This window comes from Pseudomonas sp. NY15374, assembly GCF_048068255.1.
Lineage (GTDB): Bacteria > Pseudomonadota > Gammaproteobacteria > Pseudomonadales > Pseudomonadaceae > Aquipseudomonas > Aquipseudomonas machongensis.
On record NZ_JBLUPZ010000014.1, the window covers coordinates 127,913 to 144,512 of the forward strand.

Annotated in this window: 18 protein-coding genes; 10 read left to right on the forward strand and 8 right to left on the reverse strand. The window is 63.4% G+C overall.

Features of this window, described 5'->3' with window-relative positions; genetic code table 11:
* Positions 1 to 19: 19 nt before the first annotated feature.
* Positions 20 to 640 carry a TetR/AcrR family transcriptional regulator gene (locus ACNFHO_RS24415; RefSeq protein WP_054895334.1) on the reverse strand — a complete coding sequence of 207 codons (621 nt, stop codon included), beginning with the start codon at positions 638 to 640 and terminating at the stop codon, positions 20 to 22.
* A gap of 133 nt (positions 641 to 773) precedes the next feature.
* On the opposite strand from ACNFHO_RS24415, the gene ACNFHO_RS24420 reads away from it, so the two are divergent.
* Positions 774 to 2,822 (forward strand): TonB-dependent receptor family protein, encoded by a 2,049-nt coding sequence (locus ACNFHO_RS24420; protein ID WP_416767648.1) that lies wholly within the window; start codon positions 774 to 776, stop codon positions 2,820 to 2,822.
* Positions 2,823 to 2,896: 74 nt separating this feature from the next.
* Here the strand turns inward: ACNFHO_RS24420 and ACNFHO_RS24425 are convergent, their stop codons facing one another.
* Positions 2,897 to 3,961 carry an AI-2E family transporter gene (locus ACNFHO_RS24425; protein WP_054895332.1) on the reverse strand — a complete coding sequence of 355 codons (1,065 nt, stop codon included), beginning with the start codon at positions 3,959 to 3,961 and terminating at the stop codon, positions 2,897 to 2,899.
* 132 nt (positions 3,962 to 4,093) lie between these two features.
* Between ACNFHO_RS24425 and yegQ the strand changes: the two genes are divergently transcribed.
* From yegQ to ACNFHO_RS24455, 6 genes are all read left to right on the forward strand, one after another.
* Complete coding sequence (yegQ, locus tag ACNFHO_RS24430; RefSeq protein WP_416767649.1) at positions 4,094 to 5,428, forward strand: tRNA 5-hydroxyuridine modification protein YegQ; 1,335 nt, start codon at positions 4,094 to 4,096, stop codon at positions 5,426 to 5,428.
* Positions 5,429 to 5,576: 148 nt separating this feature from the next.
* On the forward strand, positions 5,577 to 7,304 hold the full coding sequence (locus ACNFHO_RS24435) for a copper resistance system multicopper oxidase (RefSeq protein ID WP_416767651.1): 1,728 nt from the start codon (positions 5,577 to 5,579) through the stop codon (positions 7,302 to 7,304).
* A complete protein-coding gene (locus ACNFHO_RS24440) occupies positions 7,297 to 8,103 on the forward strand; it encodes a copper resistance protein B (protein WP_416767652.1) in 807 nt (268 codons plus the stop codon). The genes ACNFHO_RS24435 and ACNFHO_RS24440 overlap by 8 nt, the downstream gene beginning before the upstream one ends.
* Positions 8,104 to 8,115: 12 nt before the next feature.
* Entirely contained in the window at positions 8,116 to 8,544 is a 429-nt protein-coding gene (locus tag ACNFHO_RS24445) for a DUF411 domain-containing protein (RefSeq protein ID WP_416767653.1), read from the forward strand.
* Positions 8,544 to 8,981 (forward strand): YqaA family protein, encoded by a 438-nt coding sequence (locus tag ACNFHO_RS24450; RefSeq protein WP_054895329.1) that lies wholly within the window; start codon positions 8,544 to 8,546, stop codon positions 8,979 to 8,981. Before ACNFHO_RS24445 ends, ACNFHO_RS24450 begins: the two co-directional genes overlap by 1 nt.
* A 75-nt stretch (positions 8,982 to 9,056) precedes the next feature.
* Positions 9,057 to 10,055, forward strand: a complete 999-nt coding sequence (locus ACNFHO_RS24455; protein WP_054895328.1) for an alpha/beta fold hydrolase — start codon at positions 9,057 to 9,059, stop codon at positions 10,053 to 10,055.
* 78 nt (positions 10,056 to 10,133) lie between these two features.
* Here ACNFHO_RS24455 and ACNFHO_RS24460 read toward each other — a convergent pair whose 3' ends face one another.
* From ACNFHO_RS24460 to ACNFHO_RS24475, 4 genes are read right to left on the reverse strand one after another with little or no spacing between them, the layout of a single operon-like run.
* Positions 10,134 to 10,715, reverse strand: a complete 582-nt coding sequence (locus tag ACNFHO_RS24460; protein WP_063545535.1) for a DinB family protein — start codon at positions 10,713 to 10,715, stop codon at positions 10,134 to 10,136.
* An 11-nt stretch (positions 10,716 to 10,726) separates the two neighbouring features.
* Positions 10,727 to 11,827, reverse strand: coding sequence for a cell division protein ZapE (gene zapE / locus ACNFHO_RS24465; protein ID WP_372822409.1), 1,101 nt, complete (start codon positions 11,825 to 11,827; stop codon positions 10,727 to 10,729).
* Positions 11,828 to 11,881: 54 nt separating this feature from the next.
* Positions 11,882 to 13,030, reverse strand: coding sequence for a PQQ-dependent sugar dehydrogenase (locus tag ACNFHO_RS24470; protein ID WP_112898722.1), 1,149 nt, complete (start codon positions 13,028 to 13,030; stop codon positions 11,882 to 11,884).
* 25 nt (positions 13,031 to 13,055) lie between these two features.
* Positions 13,056 to 13,376 carry a hypothetical protein gene (locus ACNFHO_RS24475; RefSeq protein ID WP_151926147.1) on the reverse strand — a complete coding sequence of 107 codons (321 nt, stop codon included), beginning with the start codon at positions 13,374 to 13,376 and terminating at the stop codon, positions 13,056 to 13,058.
* A 201-nt stretch (positions 13,377 to 13,577) separates the two neighbouring features.
* On the opposite strand from ACNFHO_RS24475, the gene ACNFHO_RS24480 reads away from it, so the two are divergent.
* A complete protein-coding gene (locus tag ACNFHO_RS24480; RefSeq protein ID WP_063545538.1) occupies positions 13,578 to 14,066 on the forward strand; it encodes an LEA type 2 family protein in 489 nt (162 codons plus the stop codon).
* A 3-nt stretch (positions 14,067 to 14,069) separates the two neighbouring features.
* On the opposite strand, the gene ACNFHO_RS24485 is transcribed toward ACNFHO_RS24480, so the two are convergent.
* Positions 14,070 to 14,333, reverse strand: a complete 264-nt coding sequence (locus ACNFHO_RS24485) for a hypothetical protein (RefSeq protein ID WP_054895323.1) — start codon at positions 14,331 to 14,333, stop codon at positions 14,070 to 14,072.
* Between the two features lie 127 nt (positions 14,334 to 14,460).
* On the opposite strand from ACNFHO_RS24485, the gene ACNFHO_RS24490 reads away from it, so the two are divergent.
* The gene (locus tag ACNFHO_RS24490) at positions 14,461 to 14,781 is read left to right on the forward strand and encodes a DUF883 family protein (RefSeq protein WP_054895322.1); all 321 of its coding nucleotides are present in this window, start codon (positions 14,461 to 14,463) and stop codon (positions 14,779 to 14,781) included.
* A gap of 30 nt (positions 14,782 to 14,811) precedes the next feature.
* On the opposite strand, the gene ACNFHO_RS24495 is transcribed toward ACNFHO_RS24490, so the two are convergent.
* Positions 14,812 to 15,429, reverse strand: a complete 618-nt coding sequence (locus ACNFHO_RS24495; RefSeq protein ID WP_416767656.1) for a tRNA-(ms[2]io[6]A)-hydroxylase — start codon at positions 15,427 to 15,429, stop codon at positions 14,812 to 14,814.
* A 152-nt stretch (positions 15,430 to 15,581) separates the two neighbouring features.
* On the opposite strand from ACNFHO_RS24495, the gene ACNFHO_RS24500 reads away from it, so the two are divergent.
* Entirely contained in the window at positions 15,582 to 16,445 is an 864-nt protein-coding gene (locus tag ACNFHO_RS24500) for a universal stress protein (protein ID WP_416767658.1), read from the forward strand.
* Positions 16,446 to 16,600: the final 155 nt, after the last annotated feature.

Genomic DNA, 16,600 nt, shown 5'->3' on the forward strand with positions numbered 1-16,600 from the left:
GTCAGGCACCCCGGCAGGCTCAAGGCTCCAGCCCGATGCCCCGCAGAATCACGCTGGTCACCGTCTGCACCGCCCGCTCGAACGCCATGTCCGACAGCGGCTGCCCATCATTGAGCAAAGCCACCTGATAACCGAAATCGGCGTAATGCTGGGTCGAAGCCCAGATCATGTAGAGCAGCGCCGACGGCTCGACCGGGAGGATGCGCCCCTCCTCCACCCACCGCCGGATCTTGGCTTCCTTCAACTGCGCCCAAGGCACCAGCGAATCGTCCAGGCTGCCTCCCAGCAGCGGCGCGCCATGGAGGATTTCCTCGGCCCAGACCTTCGAGCCCAGCGGCCGCGAGCGCGAGTGCCCCATCTTGGCGCGGATATAGCTGGTCAGCACGACGCGCGGGTCGTCGAAGCGTTCGAAACAGAGGGCATCCTGCTTCCAGACGTCCAGCAGGTCCTGCAGTACCGCGCGGTAGAGTTCGTCCTTGGTACTGAAGTAGTAATGCAGGTTGGAACGCGGCAACTGCGCACGCTCGGCGATGTCGCCCATGGAGGTGACGCCGTAGCCCTGTTCGGCGAACACCTGCTCGGCTGCCTGGAGGATCTTCTCGATATTGCGACGGCGGATCTCGATCTTGTGGTTGGCCATAGGGCGTCCGAAGCGGCTGGAACCTGTCAAGGCTAACACGCAGGCGCCAGGACTGCGCTCTGCAGATCGACCACTGTGCTTCGTCTGACAGTTGTAGCGTCACAACTGCGCACCCGCTCTGGAACCCCTGCCCATGCGTCCGACCCTTCCACTTTCGTTACTGGCCCTGTTGGTCAGCACCGCCACCCATGCCGCCGAGCGCATCGAGCTCGAACAGGTGCTGATCCAGGACCGCCAGCAATCCGAGCAGGAGGCCGCCGCCGAACGGTTGCGCGAGATCCCCGGCGCCAGCAACCTGGTGGATATGGAAACCGTCGGCCAGGGACGCGTGGCCAGCAACCAGGATGTGCTGGCCTACCAGCCGGGCGTGTTCGCCCAGTCGGCGGGCAACGACGGGATCAAGCTGTCGATCCGGGGCTCGGGTATCAACCGCGCGCCTGGCGCCCATGGCTCGGGGGTCTACACGATGTTCGACGGCTTGCCGCTGACCGGCCCCGGCGGGACACCCTACGAGCTGTTCGAACCCTTGTGGCTGAGCCGCGCCGAGGTACTGCGCGGCGCCAACGGCTTCGACCAGGGCGCCCTGGCTCTGGGCGGTGCGATCAACTACGTGACCCACACCGGCCATGACGCCGCCCCCCTGCAACTGCGCTATGAGGTCGGCAGCCACGGCTACCAGCGCCGGCACATCAGCTCTGGCCAGGTGCTGGGCAACCTCGACTACTACGTGGCATTGACCGACGCCGAGTACGACGGCTACCAGCGACACAGCAGCGGCAGTGCCAAGGGCATCGCCGCCAATGTCGGCTATCGCTTCAACCCGAATCTGGAAACGCGCTTCTACCTGCGCTACCGGGAAACCGAGAACGATCTGGCCGGGCGCCTGACCAAGGAGCAGATCAAGCACCACCCGCGCGCCGCCAACCCAGCCTACCTCGCCCGCGATGACAGCCGTCCCCAGCCCGGCAGCACCTGGGTGGGCAACAAGACCACCTTCTTCCTCGACGACGACTCACGCCTGGAGGCCGGGCTGGTCTACCACGACTACCCGATGGACCTGCGCGAAGGCCCGATGCGCCTGAAGGTGGCCTACACCGATGTCAGCGGCACGCTCAACTATATGCGTCGCGACACTCTGTTCGGCCACGAGAGCAAGACCACCGTTGGCTGGCGCACCACCAAGCACCTGCCCAACAGCGGCGCCTCGCAGTTCGCCCGCAATGGCGATGTGTTCGGCCCGCGCAGCCGCGACTTCAGCTACCAGGGCTCGGACACCGTGCTGCACCTGGGCAACGATCTGGAGCTGGTCCCCAACCTGTGGCTGACCACGGGCCTTGCCATGATCTACACCCGCCGAGAAAGTGCTGTCACCTTCCCCGCCAACGGCGGCAAGGTCAGCCAGCACGACTGGGACTACGCACCACGCCTGGGCCTGCGCTACGACATCGATCCGCAGACCCAGGTCTACGGCAACCTCAGTCGCTCCGTCGAACCACCGCACCCCTGGTCGTTGATCTGGAGTTCGACCGTTGCAACGCAACCGATCGAGATGCAGAACCAGACGGCCACCACCCTGGAGCTGGGGGCCCGCGGCGACTCGGTGCTGGGGCGCTGGGACCTGGCCTGGTACTACTCGCAGGTGCGTCACGAGCTGCTGGCAGTGGAAATCGTGCCGGGGCAGCCGTTCAAGGAGTTCAACGCCAGCGCCACCGTGCACCAGGGCATCGAAGCTGGTCTGGACAGCACGCTGTGGGAGCAGCCGGGCAGTGGCAAGCTGTCGCTGCGCCAGGCCTATACCTTCAGCGACTTCCATTACCGCGACGATGACCGCTTCGGCGACAACCGCTTGCCGGGCATCCCCATGCATTACTACCAGGCCGAGCTACGTTACGACTGGCCGAGCGGTTTCTACGCCGGGGTGAACACGCAACTGGCCTCCAAGGTGCAGGTGGACTACGCCAACAGCTATCACGCCGATGCCTACGCCCTGCTGGGCGCGCGTCTGGGCTGGGATTCGCCCAAGCGCGACTGGCAGACCTGGCTCGACCTGCGCAACCTGACCAACAAGCGCTACGCCGCGACGGTGACACCAGGGTACGACGATGTCGGGCTGGATGCTGCGCGCTCGACCCCGGGAGAAGGGTTCGGGATGTATGCGGGGGTTTCGTACAGCTTTCGCTAGCGACTAGCCGGGGCAATTGAACATGCACCCTGCAGGAGCAGCATTACGCTGCTCCTGCCCTTGGGTAGATCGAGTCAGGACGGCAACTGCACCTGCGGTGTGGTCTCGGTGAAGATCGTCCAGCTGGAAATGAACAACGCGGCGATCAACGGCCCGATCACGAAGCCGTTGAGGCCGAACACCGCCAGCCCGCCCAGGGTCGACACCAGGATCAGGTAGTCGGGCATGCGCGTATCCTTGCCCACCAGGATCGGGCGCAGCAGGTTGTCCACCAGCCCGATCACCAGCACGCCGAACGCCGTCAGCACGATGCCCTGCCACATCGCGCCGGTCAGCAGGAAATACACCGCAACCGGCCCCCAGACGATCCCGGCACCCACCGCAGGCAACAGCGACAAGAACGCCATCAGCACCGCCCACACCAGCGCACTGGGAATATCCAGCACCCAGAAGATCAAGCCGCCCAGCGCGCCCTGGGTGATCGCCACCAACAGGTTGCCCTTCACCGTGGCCCGCACCACACGGTTGAACTTCAACTGCAAGCGGCGCTTCTGCTGCTCGGGCAGCGGCACGGCCTGACGGACCTTGCGCGCCAGCTCCGGCCCTTCACGCAGGAAGAAGTACAGCAGGTAGAGCATGATGCCGAAGCTCACCAGGAAGTCGAAGGTGCCCTGGCCAAAACTGAAAGCCTGGCTGGCAAGGAACTGGCTACCCTGTGTCGCCCACTTGGTGATCTTGTCGCGCAGGCCATCGAGATTGCCCATGCCCATGCGGTCCAGGCCGTTCTGGGCGAAGTGCGGCAGCATGTCCTTGCCGCGCTCGATGTAGCCGGCGATATCCAGTTGGCCGCTTTCGATGCGCTGGTACAGTGTTGCCCCTTCCTGGACCAGCAGGGCACTGATGATGATCACCGGCAGGATCGCAATCATCAGGCAGGTGGCCAAGGTAGCGCCGGCCGCCAGGTTGCGCCGACGGTTGAAACGCAGCAGCAGGTTGCGCTGCAGCGGTGCGAACAGGATGCCGAGGATCACGGCCCAGAAGATCGCGCCGTAGTACGGCAGCAGTATCCAGAAGAATGCGATGGTGACCAGCGCCAGCAATACGGCCAGGGCTCTGTTCTGTAGAGCAGTTTGATTCATGGGCTTTCCTCGATTGTCCTGGACCTTAGTGCACAGCGTAGAGGCAAAAGTGCCATCAGCAGCGCTTGATCCAGGTCAATACCGCGTTCCGGGCCCGGTCGTAGCATCCGCACCTTTTGCCCCGGTGCCCCCATGAACCCTCTTGCCAAGCCCGAACTGCTGGCCCCCGCCGGCTCGTTGAAGACCCTGCGCTACGCCTTCGCCTATGGCGCCGATGCGGTCTACGCCGGCCAGCCGCGCTACAGCTTGCGGGTGCGCAACAACGAATTCGACCACGCCAACCTGGCCCTGGGCATCCAGGAAGCGCACGCCCTGGGCAAGCGCTTCTACGTGGTGGTCAACATCGCGCCGCACAACGCCAAGCTCAAGACCTTCCTCAAGGACCTGGCGCCCGTGATCGAGATGGCACCCGATGCGTTGATCATGTCCGACCCCGGGCTGATCATGCTGGTGCGCCAGCATTTCCCACAGATGCCCGTGCACCTGTCGGTGCAGGCCAACACAGTGAACTGGGCCAGCGTGCAGTTCTGGCAACAGCTGGGCCTGAGCCGGGTGATTCTGTCGCGCGAGCTGTCGCTGGAAGAGATCGGGGAAATCCGCCAGCAAGTACCTGACATGGAACTGGAGGTCTTCGTCCATGGCGCACTGTGCATGGCCTATTCCGGTCGCTGCCTGTTGTCGGGCTACCTGAACAAGCGCGACGCCAACCAGGGCAGTTGCACGAACGCCTGTCGCTGGAAGTACCAGGCGACCCCGGCAGGGGAAAACGCCACCGGCGACATCGTGCGTGAGTGCGAACCGACCTTGGGCATTGGCGCGCCCACCGAACAGGTGTTTCTGTTGCATGAGGGCAATCGCCCCGGTGAAGAGATGCCTGCGTTCGAGGACGAACACGGCACCTACATCATGAACGCCAAGGATCTGCGCGCGGTACAGCACGTCGAGCGCCTGACGCGGATGGGCGTGCACTCGCTGAAGATCGAAGGACGGACCAAGTCGCACTTCTACTGCGCCCGTGCCGTGCAGTCCTACCGCCAGGCGATCGACGACGCCGTCGCCGGTCGGCCCTTCGATCGCAGCCTGATGGACAACCTCGAGTCCCTGGCCCAGCGCGGCTACACAGAAGGCTTCCTGCGCCGCCATGTGCACGACGAGTACCAGAACTACCAGCGCGGCAACTCGGTCTCGGAGCGTCAACAGTTCGTTGGCGAACTGACGGGGCTGCGTATCGACGGGCTGGCCGAGGTGAAGGTGAAGAACCGCTTCGCACTGGGCGACACCCTCGAACTGATGACCCCTCGCGGCAACTACCACTTCGAGCTCGACCGGCTGGGTGATCGCCAAGGCCAGGCCATCGAGGTGGCTCCAGGCGACGGGCACCTGGTGTACCTGCCGATTCCGGAGCAGGTATCGCTCGAATTCGGGCTGCTGATGCGCGACCTGCCTGTGCAGGAGGCCCTGGGCTGACAACGCTGTAATGACAGCCTCAGCTGGCTGACAGGAACGGTGGTGGATCATCGGGCTATTCCAAGGCCGTTCGCAGGCAAGCCCAGGGCTACGAAAGGCGCGCCCGATCGCGACAAGGCCTCTACCCAAGCCCTGCCTGAGGCCGTTTATGCCCCACAGCCCCTCCCGTCGCACCTTCGTCAAAGGCCTCGGCGCCGCCACCGCAGTGGCCGGCCTGGGCCTCTGGCGCCCACTGGCCAGCGCCGCCGAAGGCCATCGCCCAGGCCAACCGCTGCAGGGACAGGACTTCGAACTGTACGTGGGCCAGACCGCCGTCAACATCACCGGCCGCCCCCGCACTGCCCTCACCGTCAACGGCAGTTTGCCCGGCCCGCTGCTGCGCTGGCGCGAAGGTGACAGCGTAACCTTGCGCGTACGCAACCGCCTGGCCGAACCCACCTCGATCCACTGGCACGGCATCATCCTGCCCGCCAACATGGACGGTGTTCCGGGCCTGAGCTTCGCCGGCATCGAACCTGGCGGCGACTACCTTTACCACTTCACCCTGCGCCAGAGTGGCACCTACTGGTACCACAGCCATTCCGGGCTGCAAGAGCAGGCGGGGGTCTATGGGGCAATCGTCATCGAACCGCGCGAGGCCGAGCCACACGACTACCAGCGCGACCATGTGCTGCTGTTCAGCGACTGGAGCGATCAGGCCCCCGAAGCACTGCTGGCGACGCTCAAGAAGCAGTCCGACGCCTTCAACTACCACAAGCTCACCGTGGGTGACTTCATCGAGGATGTCGCTCGCGACGGCTGGCGCAAGACCGTCGACGAGCGCCTGATGTGGGCCGGCATGCGCATGAGCCCCACCGACCTTGCCGACATCAGCGCGGCCACCTACAGCTACCTGCTCAACGGCCAGCCGCCGGACGGCAACTTCACCTGCCTGTTCCGCCCCGGCGAGACGGTACGCCTGCGCCTGATCAACGCCTCGGCCATGACCTACTTCGACTTCCGCATCCCCGGCCTGAAACTCACCGTGATCGCCGCAGACGGCCAACCTGTGGTGCCGGTGACGGTCGACGAACTGCGCATCGCCGTGGCCGAAACCTTCGACGTACTGGTCGAGCCGGGCGATGCGCCAGCCTACACGCTGTTCGCCCAGAGCATGGACCGCACCGGCTTTGCCCGTGGCACCCTGGCACATGCTCACGGCCAGCAGGCGCCCGTCCCTGCAACGGACCCACGCCCCCGCCTGACCTTGAACGACATGGGGCACGGCGGCATGGACGGCACCGCAATAGCAGACATGCCTGGCATGGACCACGCCAGCATGGCCGGCATGGATCACGCGGCAATGGCCGCCATGCAGCCACACCCGGCCAGCGAGACTGACAACCCGCTGGTCGACATGCAGACCATGGCGCCCCGCCCAAACCTGGGCGACCCCGGTATCGGCCTGCGCGGCAACGGCCGCCGGGTGCTGACCTACGCCGACCTGCGCAGCCGTTTCGAAGACCCCGACGGCCGCCCGCCTTCACGCGATATCGAACTGCACCTCACCGGCCACATGGAGCGCTTTGCCTGGTCATTCGACGGCGTGAAATTCAGCGACGCCCAGCCGCTGCGCCTTACCTATGGCGAGCGGGTGCGCATCACCCTGGTCAACGACACCATGATGGCCCACCCCATTCACCTGCATGGCATGTGGAGCGACCTGGAGGATGAACAGGGCAACTTCATGGTGCGCAAGCACACCCTCGATATCCCGCCCGGAACGCGCCGCAGCTACCGGGTCAGTGCCGACGCCCTGGGCCGCTGGGCCTACCACTGCCACCTGCTCTACCACATGGAGACCGGCATGTTCCGCGAGGTACGGGTCGATGAATGAGCTCAACAGCCGCTGGATCCTGACCAGCATCACACTGCTGGTGCTACTGGCCAGCGAAGAGGCGCGCGCGCAGCAGAACCCGACCCAACCCAGCACGGCGTTGCCGGTCATCACCGATGCCGACCGCCGCGCCGCCTTCCCCCTTTTGCCGGGCCACCAGGTACATGACGATGCACTGAACGGCGCGGTGATCGTCGATCAACTCGAATACCAGCACTTCGACAACAGCGGCGTGCTGAACTGGAATGCCACCGCATGGATCGGCGGCGACATCGATCGCCTGTGGCTGCGCAGCGAAGGCGAACGTGAACAGGGCATCACCCACAAGGCCGAACTGCAGGCGCTATGGGGCCATGCCATCAGCCCCTGGTGGGAGCTGGTCGGTGGTATACGCCAGGACTTCAAACCTGCCAGCGGCCAGGCCTGGGCAGCGTTCGGCATCCAAGGTACGCCGCTGTATGGGCTGGAGTTCGAAGCCACCGCCTATGCCGGCGAGCGACAGCAGACCGCGCTGCGCCTGGAGGCCAGTTACGCTATGCTGCTGACCAATCGCTGGATCCTCGAACCGAACATCGAAGCCAACTTCTTCGGCCGTAACGACGCCGGGCGCGAACAAGGTTCGGGGCTGGCCGAAAGCGAAGTTGGCCTGCGCCTGCGCTATGAAATCACCCGCAGCTTCGCGCCCTATGTCGGCGTCAGTTTCAACCGCGGGCACGGTACACGCGCCGACCAGGCCCGTGAAGACGGCGACGACCCCGCGCAGACCCGTCTGGTCGCAGGTGTGCGCCTGCGTTTTTGAAGGAGTTCGACCATGCTACACAAACACCTGATGGCCTTTGGACTGCTGGCAATCAGTGGCCTGGCCCAGGCCGCCGACGTCATCGATGTCTACCGCGACCCCAACTGCGGCTGCTGCAAACAGTGGATCAGCCATCTGCACGACAACGGTTTCACGGTCAACGACCATGTCGAGCCGAACATGAGCGCGGTCAAGCAGCGCCTGGGCGTCGCACCACGCCTGGCGTCTTGCCATACCGGCGTGATCGACGGCAAGTTCGTCGAAGGGCATGTGCCCGCCGAACAGGTGCGCCTGTTGGCCAAACGCAGCGATCTCAAGGGGCTGGCCGTGCCGGGTATGCCCATGGGCTCACCTGGCATGGAAATGGGTGACCACAAGGATGCCTATCAGGTCATCGGCCTGACTCAGGACGGCCAGGACACTGTGGTCGCCGAATACTGATGCTCAGTCTCTGGGCGCTGTTTCTCAGCGCCTTTGGCGCGGCCACCTTGCTGCCGCTGCAGTCCGAGGCGGTGCTGGTCGGCTTGCTCCTGCGCGACCCCGACGCCTGGCTCACGCTGTTGCTGGTAGCGACCCTGGGCAACGTGCTCGGCTCGCTGGTCAACTGGCTGCTGGGCCGAGCGATCGAGCGCTTTCGCGAAAAACGCTGGTTTCCGTTCAGCGCCAGCCAGCTGCAAAGTGCGCAACGACGCTACCAACGCTGGGGCCAGTGGTCGCTGCTGCTGAGCTGGATGCCCGTGATCGGCGATCCACTGACCCTGATCGCAGGCATCATGCGCGAACCATTCTGGCGCTTCCTGCTATTGGTCACCCTGGCCAAGGCCGGGCGTTACCTGGTGGTCGCGATGATCACCCTGGGCTGGTTTCACAACGGGTAACACCTTTCACGGTTCCGAAGGTCAACTGACTGTTACAGTCGCCTTTTCCTACTTGAACCTACACGGAGTACCCCGATGCTGCGCGCAACCGCCCTGGCCCTGGCCTGCCTCGTCGGCAGCTCGGCCATCGCCGCCGAGTCGCCCACCTACGGCAAACAGCTCGAAGGTTTCACCTACCCTCACCCGCTCAAGCACTTCGCTCTCACCTCCCAGGGCCAAGCCCTGCAGATGGGCTACATGGATGTCCCTGCGCAGGGCAAGGCCAATGGTCGCAGCGTAGTGCTGATGCATGGCAAGAACTTCTGCGCCGCCACCTGGGAAACCACCATCGATGCCCTGAGCAAGGCCGGCTATCGGGTCATCGCCCCGGACCAGATCGGTTTCTGCACCTCGAGCAAGCCGGAGCACTACCAGTACAGCTTCCAGCAACTGGCCGACAACACCCATGCACTGCTTCAACAGCTTGGCATCGACAAGGTCAACGTGCTGGGCCACTCCACCGGTGGCATGCTCGCCACCCGCTATGCGCTGATGTACCCACAGCAGGTGGAGCGACTGGCCATGGTCAATCCGATCGGCCTGGAAGACTGGAAAGCCCTGGGCGTGCCCTATCGCAGTGTCGATCAATGGTATCAGCGTGAACTCAAGCTCGATGCCGAAGGCGTGCGCAACTACGAGCGCAACACCTACTACGCCGGGCGCTGGAAACCGGAATACGAGCGATGGGTACAGATGCTGGTGGGCTTGAACAAAGGGCCAGGGCACGAGGCGGTGGCATGGAACTCGGCGCTGATCTACGACATGATCTTCACCCAGCCTGTGGTCTACGAGTTCAAGGACTTGAAGATGCCGACGCTGTTGCTGATCGGCGACAAGGATACTACCGCCATCGGCAGCGACATCGCCCCGCCAGAGGTCAAGGCCCGCCTGGGCAAATACGCAGAGCTCGGACCGCAGGTGGCCAAGCTGATTCCCCAGGGGCAACTGGTCACCTTCGCGGGCATGGGTCATGCCCCACAGATCGAGGAACCTGAAGCGTTCCACAAAGCCTTGATCAACTGGTTGCAGCAGTAGCTCTCGCCTTGCGGCAAGCTGGGAGCGGCCTACTACGGCCACAAGGCCGCTCCTGAACAGACGGCGCGGGCAAAGCTGTCACGCCCGCCAGACCTGCTCTTCGCTCCACCCCAGTTCGGCAAAATCATCCGCACGCAGGGGCGCTTCCTCCTCGCAGAAGAATTCGTCCAGCTGCGGCGGGCGCACCGAGGTGTCGCTGAGCATCGCATGCACCTGCCCGCGGTGATGGATCTGGTGTTCGAACAGGTGTGCGAGCAGGCGCAGGCGCTGCTCACGCTGGACCCGGTCAGGCCGCACGATACTCACATAGCGCCGCAACTGGTCGTCACGCAACAGTCGGCAATATGCGATCAGGCGCTGGTCGGCCTGGGCCTGCTGGGCGTGCAGGTCGGTGCAGGTAGCAAACGGCTGTTCAGGCTCGAAGAAGCGCTCGCCATCCGCCTCGGGGGCTTCACCGCGCTGCTCGCACTCCAGGGCATTGAGGTAGAACCAGTCCACCGTCAGCAGGTGATTGAGCGTGGCCTTGATCGAGGGAAAGAAGCTGCAACGGGGGGCGACGAACTCGTCGTGGTTCAGTTGCAGGCATGCCTTGTACAGGCGATGGTTGGCCCACCCATTGTTGTAGGCCTGGGTCAGCAGATGGTGCGACAGCAGCTCCATGGTCGGCTCCTTCAGGCGAAGCGTTGCAGTTGCATCTCCCGCAGCCGGCTCAGGGTCCGCCTGAACGGGAACGCCAGATACCCTTGAGTGTAGAGCGCTTCGAGCGCAACCTCCGCTTCCAGGTACAAGGCGACCCGACGGTCGTAGCATTCGTCGACCAATGCGATGAAACGCCGCACACTGTCATCGCGGGGCGACAGCGCCGGTAACTGGCGATCACCAGCCACTACACGCCGGGCGCCGTCCTCGGTTCCGCGGGCGATGCGTCCGGCACGTTGCACCCCACCCAGTGCTGGCAGCCCCTCCAGCAGGATGGCCGTATAGCGGTCACACAGGGCCATGAACTCAGTCGCCGCCAGCGGTTGCTCGCACAGGTCGGCGAAGCGACACCAGATCACCTGCTCGCTGCGGCGAATCACCTGGATCTGCCGCGACCCGACCTGCAACGGTTGGTCGGTGCCGGGGTCATCCGCGCTCAGTTGCCGGAATACCTCGACCATTGCGCCGGGCTTGCCCGCCTCGGCAATCCAGTAGCGCTGGCGTTGTTCGCCGGGGTGCAGGCGGTGGTCCTGTTCACCGGCCACGGAAACGATCTGCATGTGCCGCTGGATCGCGGCGATGGCCGGCAAGAAGCGCTCCCGATTGAATCCGTCGAGATACAACTGGTCGGGCGGCTGGTTGGACGTAGCGACGATGACCACGCCCTGGTCGAACAGCACCTGAAACAGGCGCCCCAGGATGATCGCGTCGCCGATATCGCTGACAAACAGCTCATCGAAGCACAGTACGCGGATATCCCTGGCAAGCTCTTGGGCCAACGCATGCAGTGGGTCGGCAGTGCCACTCAGCAAAAACAGGCGCTGGTGCACCCAGGCCATGAAGTGATGAAAATGCTGTCGCCGGGAAGGAACCGCAAGGCACTGCTGGAATTGATCCATCAACCAAGTCTTGCCACGTCCGACCGGGCCCCACAGGTAGACGCCCTGGCCGCTACGCCCCTGCTCCAGCACCTCGAAGCAATGCTGCAGGGCGGCAACAGCCTCAGCCTGTGCAGGATCGGCGGCAAAGCCTTGCTGCAGGATGGCTTGCTGATAAAGGGCGTAAGGCGTCATGGCGATGGGTCGTGAGCAAATCGCCATGGTAATGGGGGTTTCCCGGATCCGCCATCAACTCCCGCTCAGGCCTACCTTGAGCAGCGCCCCATCCTTGGCGTCGGTCAGCACGTAAAGGTAACCATCCGGCCCCACTCGCACATCACGAATACGCGCCTTGAGTTCCCCCAACAGGCGCTCTTCGTGGACGATCTTGTCACCGTCGAGCTGCAGACGAATCAGCTCCTGGGTGGCCAACGCACCGATGAACAGGTTGTGATCCCAGGCCTTGAAGGTCGGGCTGTCGTAGAAGGCCATGCCACTGATACCTGGGGACTTCTCCCACACATGGTGCGGATCTTCCATACCCTGGACATGCTTGCCCTTGGCCTCGGGGATAGGCAGCAGCGAGTAGTTGATGCCATGGGTCGCGATCGGCCAACCGTAGTTCTTGCCTGCCTGGGGAATGTTGATCTCATCGCCGCCGCGTGGGCCATGCTCGTGGGTCCAGAGCTTGCCTGTCCAGGGGTTGAGCGCCGCGCCTTGCTGGTTGCGGTGCCCGTACGACCAGATTTCCGGGCGCACATTCTTCTGGCCGACGAAGGGGTTGTCCTTGGGCACCTCGCCATCAGGCAGGATGCGGACCAGCTTGCCCTGCAACTTGTCGAGGTCCTGGGCGGTGGGGCGCTGGTTGTTCTCGCCCAAGGCAATGAATAGATACCCGTCGCGGTCGAACACCAGTCGCGAACCGAAGTGGTTACCGTCAGACAGCTTGGGTTGCTGGCGGAAGATCACGGTGAAATTTTCCAGGCGCGCGCGGTCCTGCGACAGCTGGCCACGTCCGACCGCCGTGCCTCCCTTGCCGTCCGCGCCCTCCTCGGCATACGACAGGTACACCGTGCGATCCTGGTTGAACTCCGGCGAAAGCACCACATCCAGCAGACCGCCCTGCCCTTGCGCCCAGACCTTGGGCACCCCTGACAGCGGCGGCCCGACCTTGCCTTCGGCCCCGACGATGCGCAGGTTGCCTGAGCGCTCGGTGACGAGCATATCCTTGCCCCCCGGCAGGAATGCCAAAGCCCACGGGTTGACCAGGCCATCGGCAACGGTACTGACGGTCAACTGCCCTTCTTCGCTCGGAAACTGCCTGTCGTCGGCAGCCTGCGCCAATAGCGGGAACAGCGCGGCTGCAGCCAGGGTGGTCATCCAGATACGTGACGTCATGCGGGGATCCTTCCAATCAAGAGGCTCAGGGCGCACGTTGTGAATCGCGCGGTGGCCGAGTGGGTTCCAGGTTCGGGGTCTGTTGCTGACGGCGCAGGTTGTCACCGTTGCCGATGCCGCGGTTGTCCAGCGTCGGTGGCCGCACAATCGGTTGGGTCGAGGGACCGCGCACCGGCGGCGTCGCCGGTACACTGCCTTGGCGGCTGTTGGGGTTGGCGCGCTGAATCGGACTGTTGTAGGGGTTATTGCGGTCGCTGGCGGCAAGCAAGGGCATCTGCACGGGGGCCGCGTGCGCAGGAAGGCACAGCAGCAGGCTGATGGCGAGGAAAGGCAGTGTAGGTTTCATCCTTCATCTCCGGTACGAAAAGTCGCGCCCAAGCGTTGGATAGCCTAAGGCGCTTCAGGTTCGCGACAAAAGCATGAAAACCAATGGAGTTGATTCGTGATGTTTCCTTCAGCCCGGAAGCGCTCGGGGCGACAGCGAGGGTTTCACCGATGGAATGTATTTGCCACACTCAAGGGCCCTCTACAGCCAAGGCCCCCTGACATGACCGCCTGCTTGCGTAACTCAGCCCGACTGTGCCTGGCCCTGCTGCTGGCCCTCGCTCTCAATGCCTGCGCACTGCTGCAAAACCGCGATCCGCTGAACATCAATGTCATCGGTGTCGAACCCCTGCCCGGGCAGGACCTGGAGTTGCGCATGGCAGTGAAGATACGCGTTCAGAACCCCAACGAGACGCCGGTGGACTTCAACGGTATTGCACTGAACCTGGAAGTGAACGATCAACCGTTGGCGGCAGGTGTCAGCGACCAGCGCGGGCATATCGGCCGTTATGACGAGGCGGTGATCGTGGTCCCGGTGAGCATCACCGCGTTTTCGTTCTTGCGCCAGGCGTATGGTCTCAGCCAAACCCAATCGCTACAGGGATTGCCCTATGTGCTGCGCGGGAAGCTGGCCGGCGGACCGCTGGGTACGGTGCGCTTCACCGATAAAGGCAAGCTCGATCTGCCGCAGCCTGGGGGTGCAGGCTGGTGAGGATCAGCGGTTGGCGCTGGCTGCCGCCATCATCTTGTTGACTTCGCTGCGAACCATGTCGGCGAACTCCGGGGGCGACATACCCTCCAGCTCGGCACGGACCCATTCGGCCCATTTGCCCTTGCGTCGGGGTTTCTCGGCGATCATTCGGGCTGCTTCACCCTTGGCCTTGCCGAGGTTGCTCTGCCAAAGCTGAAACAGTCGGGCTTTTTCCGCCTCGATCTGCGCGCGTTCGGCGAAATCTCTGTTGGCCAGATTGAAACTCATGGTCTTTCCTGCCGCTTGAAAATGAGCGCTATCTTACACCTAGCGGCGAGGCGCTGGTATGCCGGTGCAACTTTCGACGCACGCCGTTATCCACTGTACAAGTCAATCCATCTACGAGGACGTGTTCATGGCCAGGAAATCCACCGCAACAGTCGACAGCGATCAGATCAAGGACCAGGTTTTCAGTGAGCTGCAGGCCTTGATCGAGGAGTCCGAAAAGCTTCTCGACGACAGCGCCTCACTGGTGGGCGAAGAAGCCGACACCTTGCGCGCCCAGCTTGGCCTGAAGCTGCGTCAGGCACGCCAGGCCACCAGTCGTCTGGGGCAGAAGGCACAGCCGGTGGTAGATGCCACGCAGGAGTACATTGGTGGTCATCCGTGGCAGACCGTCGCGATTTCCGCAGGTTTCGGGCTGGTGGTCGGCTTGCTGCTCGGCCGTCGTCAGTAAGCTGACGCGCCCCCGCGGGCCCGCTCGCACTCAGGCGGGCTGGGCCATCGGGATGCCGCTGTGAAAGCGCATCTCCATATCTGGCGAGCTGATCAGTTCGGCTTCCACTTCCCTCACCTTCTCCACCACCCGCGCGATATCAGCTTGTTCACCATAGTGGTGCGCCAGTTTCAGGTAGCCCTGGTAATGACGTGCCTCACTCTTGAGCAGGCCGTGGTAGAAGGTGCCAAGCTCCTCATCCAGGTGTGGCACCAGCGCTGCGAAACGCTCACAGCTGCGCGCCTCGATAAAAGCGCCGACGACCAGGGTATCGACCAGCTTGACCGGCTCGTGAGCACGCACGACGCGGCGCAAGCCCGAGGCATATCGTCCTGCCGAAACAGGCCGCAGGAGGACGCCACGACGCTTCATCAGGCGCAGAACCTGTTCATGGTGCACCAGCTCCTCACGAGCCAGGCGCGACATCATGTTGATCAAGTCCAGATGGGTGTTGTACTTGGCGATCAGGCTGAGCGCGGTGCTGGCGGCCTTGAACTCGCAGTTCTTGTGGTCGATCAGCAGGGTTTCCTGGTCGGCGAGCGCCGCTTCGATCCAGGCGTCAGGCGTAGGGCAGCCAAGGAAGGCGTCGATTTCAGGGGTCAGGGACATAAGCTCACAGCTGGGTAGCATCGCAGGAGCGCGGATTATACCGAGGGCGATGCCGATCGCCAGCGACTATGCTTGATACACGTCAAACGGCGCGATACATACCGCCGACTATAGTCAGGCATTGGCCTTCATATCCCAACGGAGTCATGCCCATGCAAGCCGTTCGCAGCATCCTCGTCGTACTCGACCCCGAGCACGCCCACAGCCGGGCGTTGACCCGGGCCAAGCTGATCGCCGGGGTGACCGGCGCACGCCTGCATCTGCTGATGTGCGACAAGAAGCAGGACCATAGCGCCCTGCTCAGCCTGCTCAGTAGCCAACTGCATGATGATGGCTACGACAATGTCACCCATGAGCAGGCCTGGCATGACACGCTGCATGAGTCGATTATCAGTGTGCAGCAAGCCGAAGGGTGCGAACTGGTGATCAAGGAGCATCGTCCGGACAATCCGCTGCGCAAGGCGCTGCTCACACCCAGCGACTGGAAACTGTTGCGCCAATGCCCCTGCGCCGTGCTGATGGTCAAAAGCGAACGGCCCTGGACCAGCGGCAAGATCCTCGCAGCGGTGGATGTGGGGAATCAGGACGGGGATCATCGGCGGCTACATGCCAGCATCATCGACCATGGCTATGCGATCGCCAGCCTGGCCAAAGGCGAGTTGCATGTGATCAGTGCTCATCCCTCGCCGATGCTGTCGGCGTCCGACCCGGTGTATCAGCTCAGCGAAACCATCGAAAAACGCTACCGCGAAGCGTGCTCGGCATTCCAGGCGGAGTTCGATATCAGCGAGGATCGCCTGCATGTCGCCGAGGGGCCTGCCGATGTACTGATTCCCTATACCGAGAAACAGATCGATGCGGTGGTCACCATCGTCGGTACCGTTGCGCGCACGGGGATATCTGGCGCCTTGATCGGCAACACCGCCGAGGTGGTGCTTGATTCACTCGAGGGGGATGTACTGGTGCTCAAGAGCGAGGAGGCCACGACGCATCTGGCCGAGTTGGCGCGCGGTTGATTGCGATACAGATCGGTTTTTCAGTCGCTGTTTTGGACGGCCAGAAAGACAAAACCCCTACCTGCTCGCGCAGATAGGGGTTTTGCGAAATGAATCTTGACGATGACCTACTCTCACATGGGGAAACCCCACACTACCATCGGCGATGCATCGTT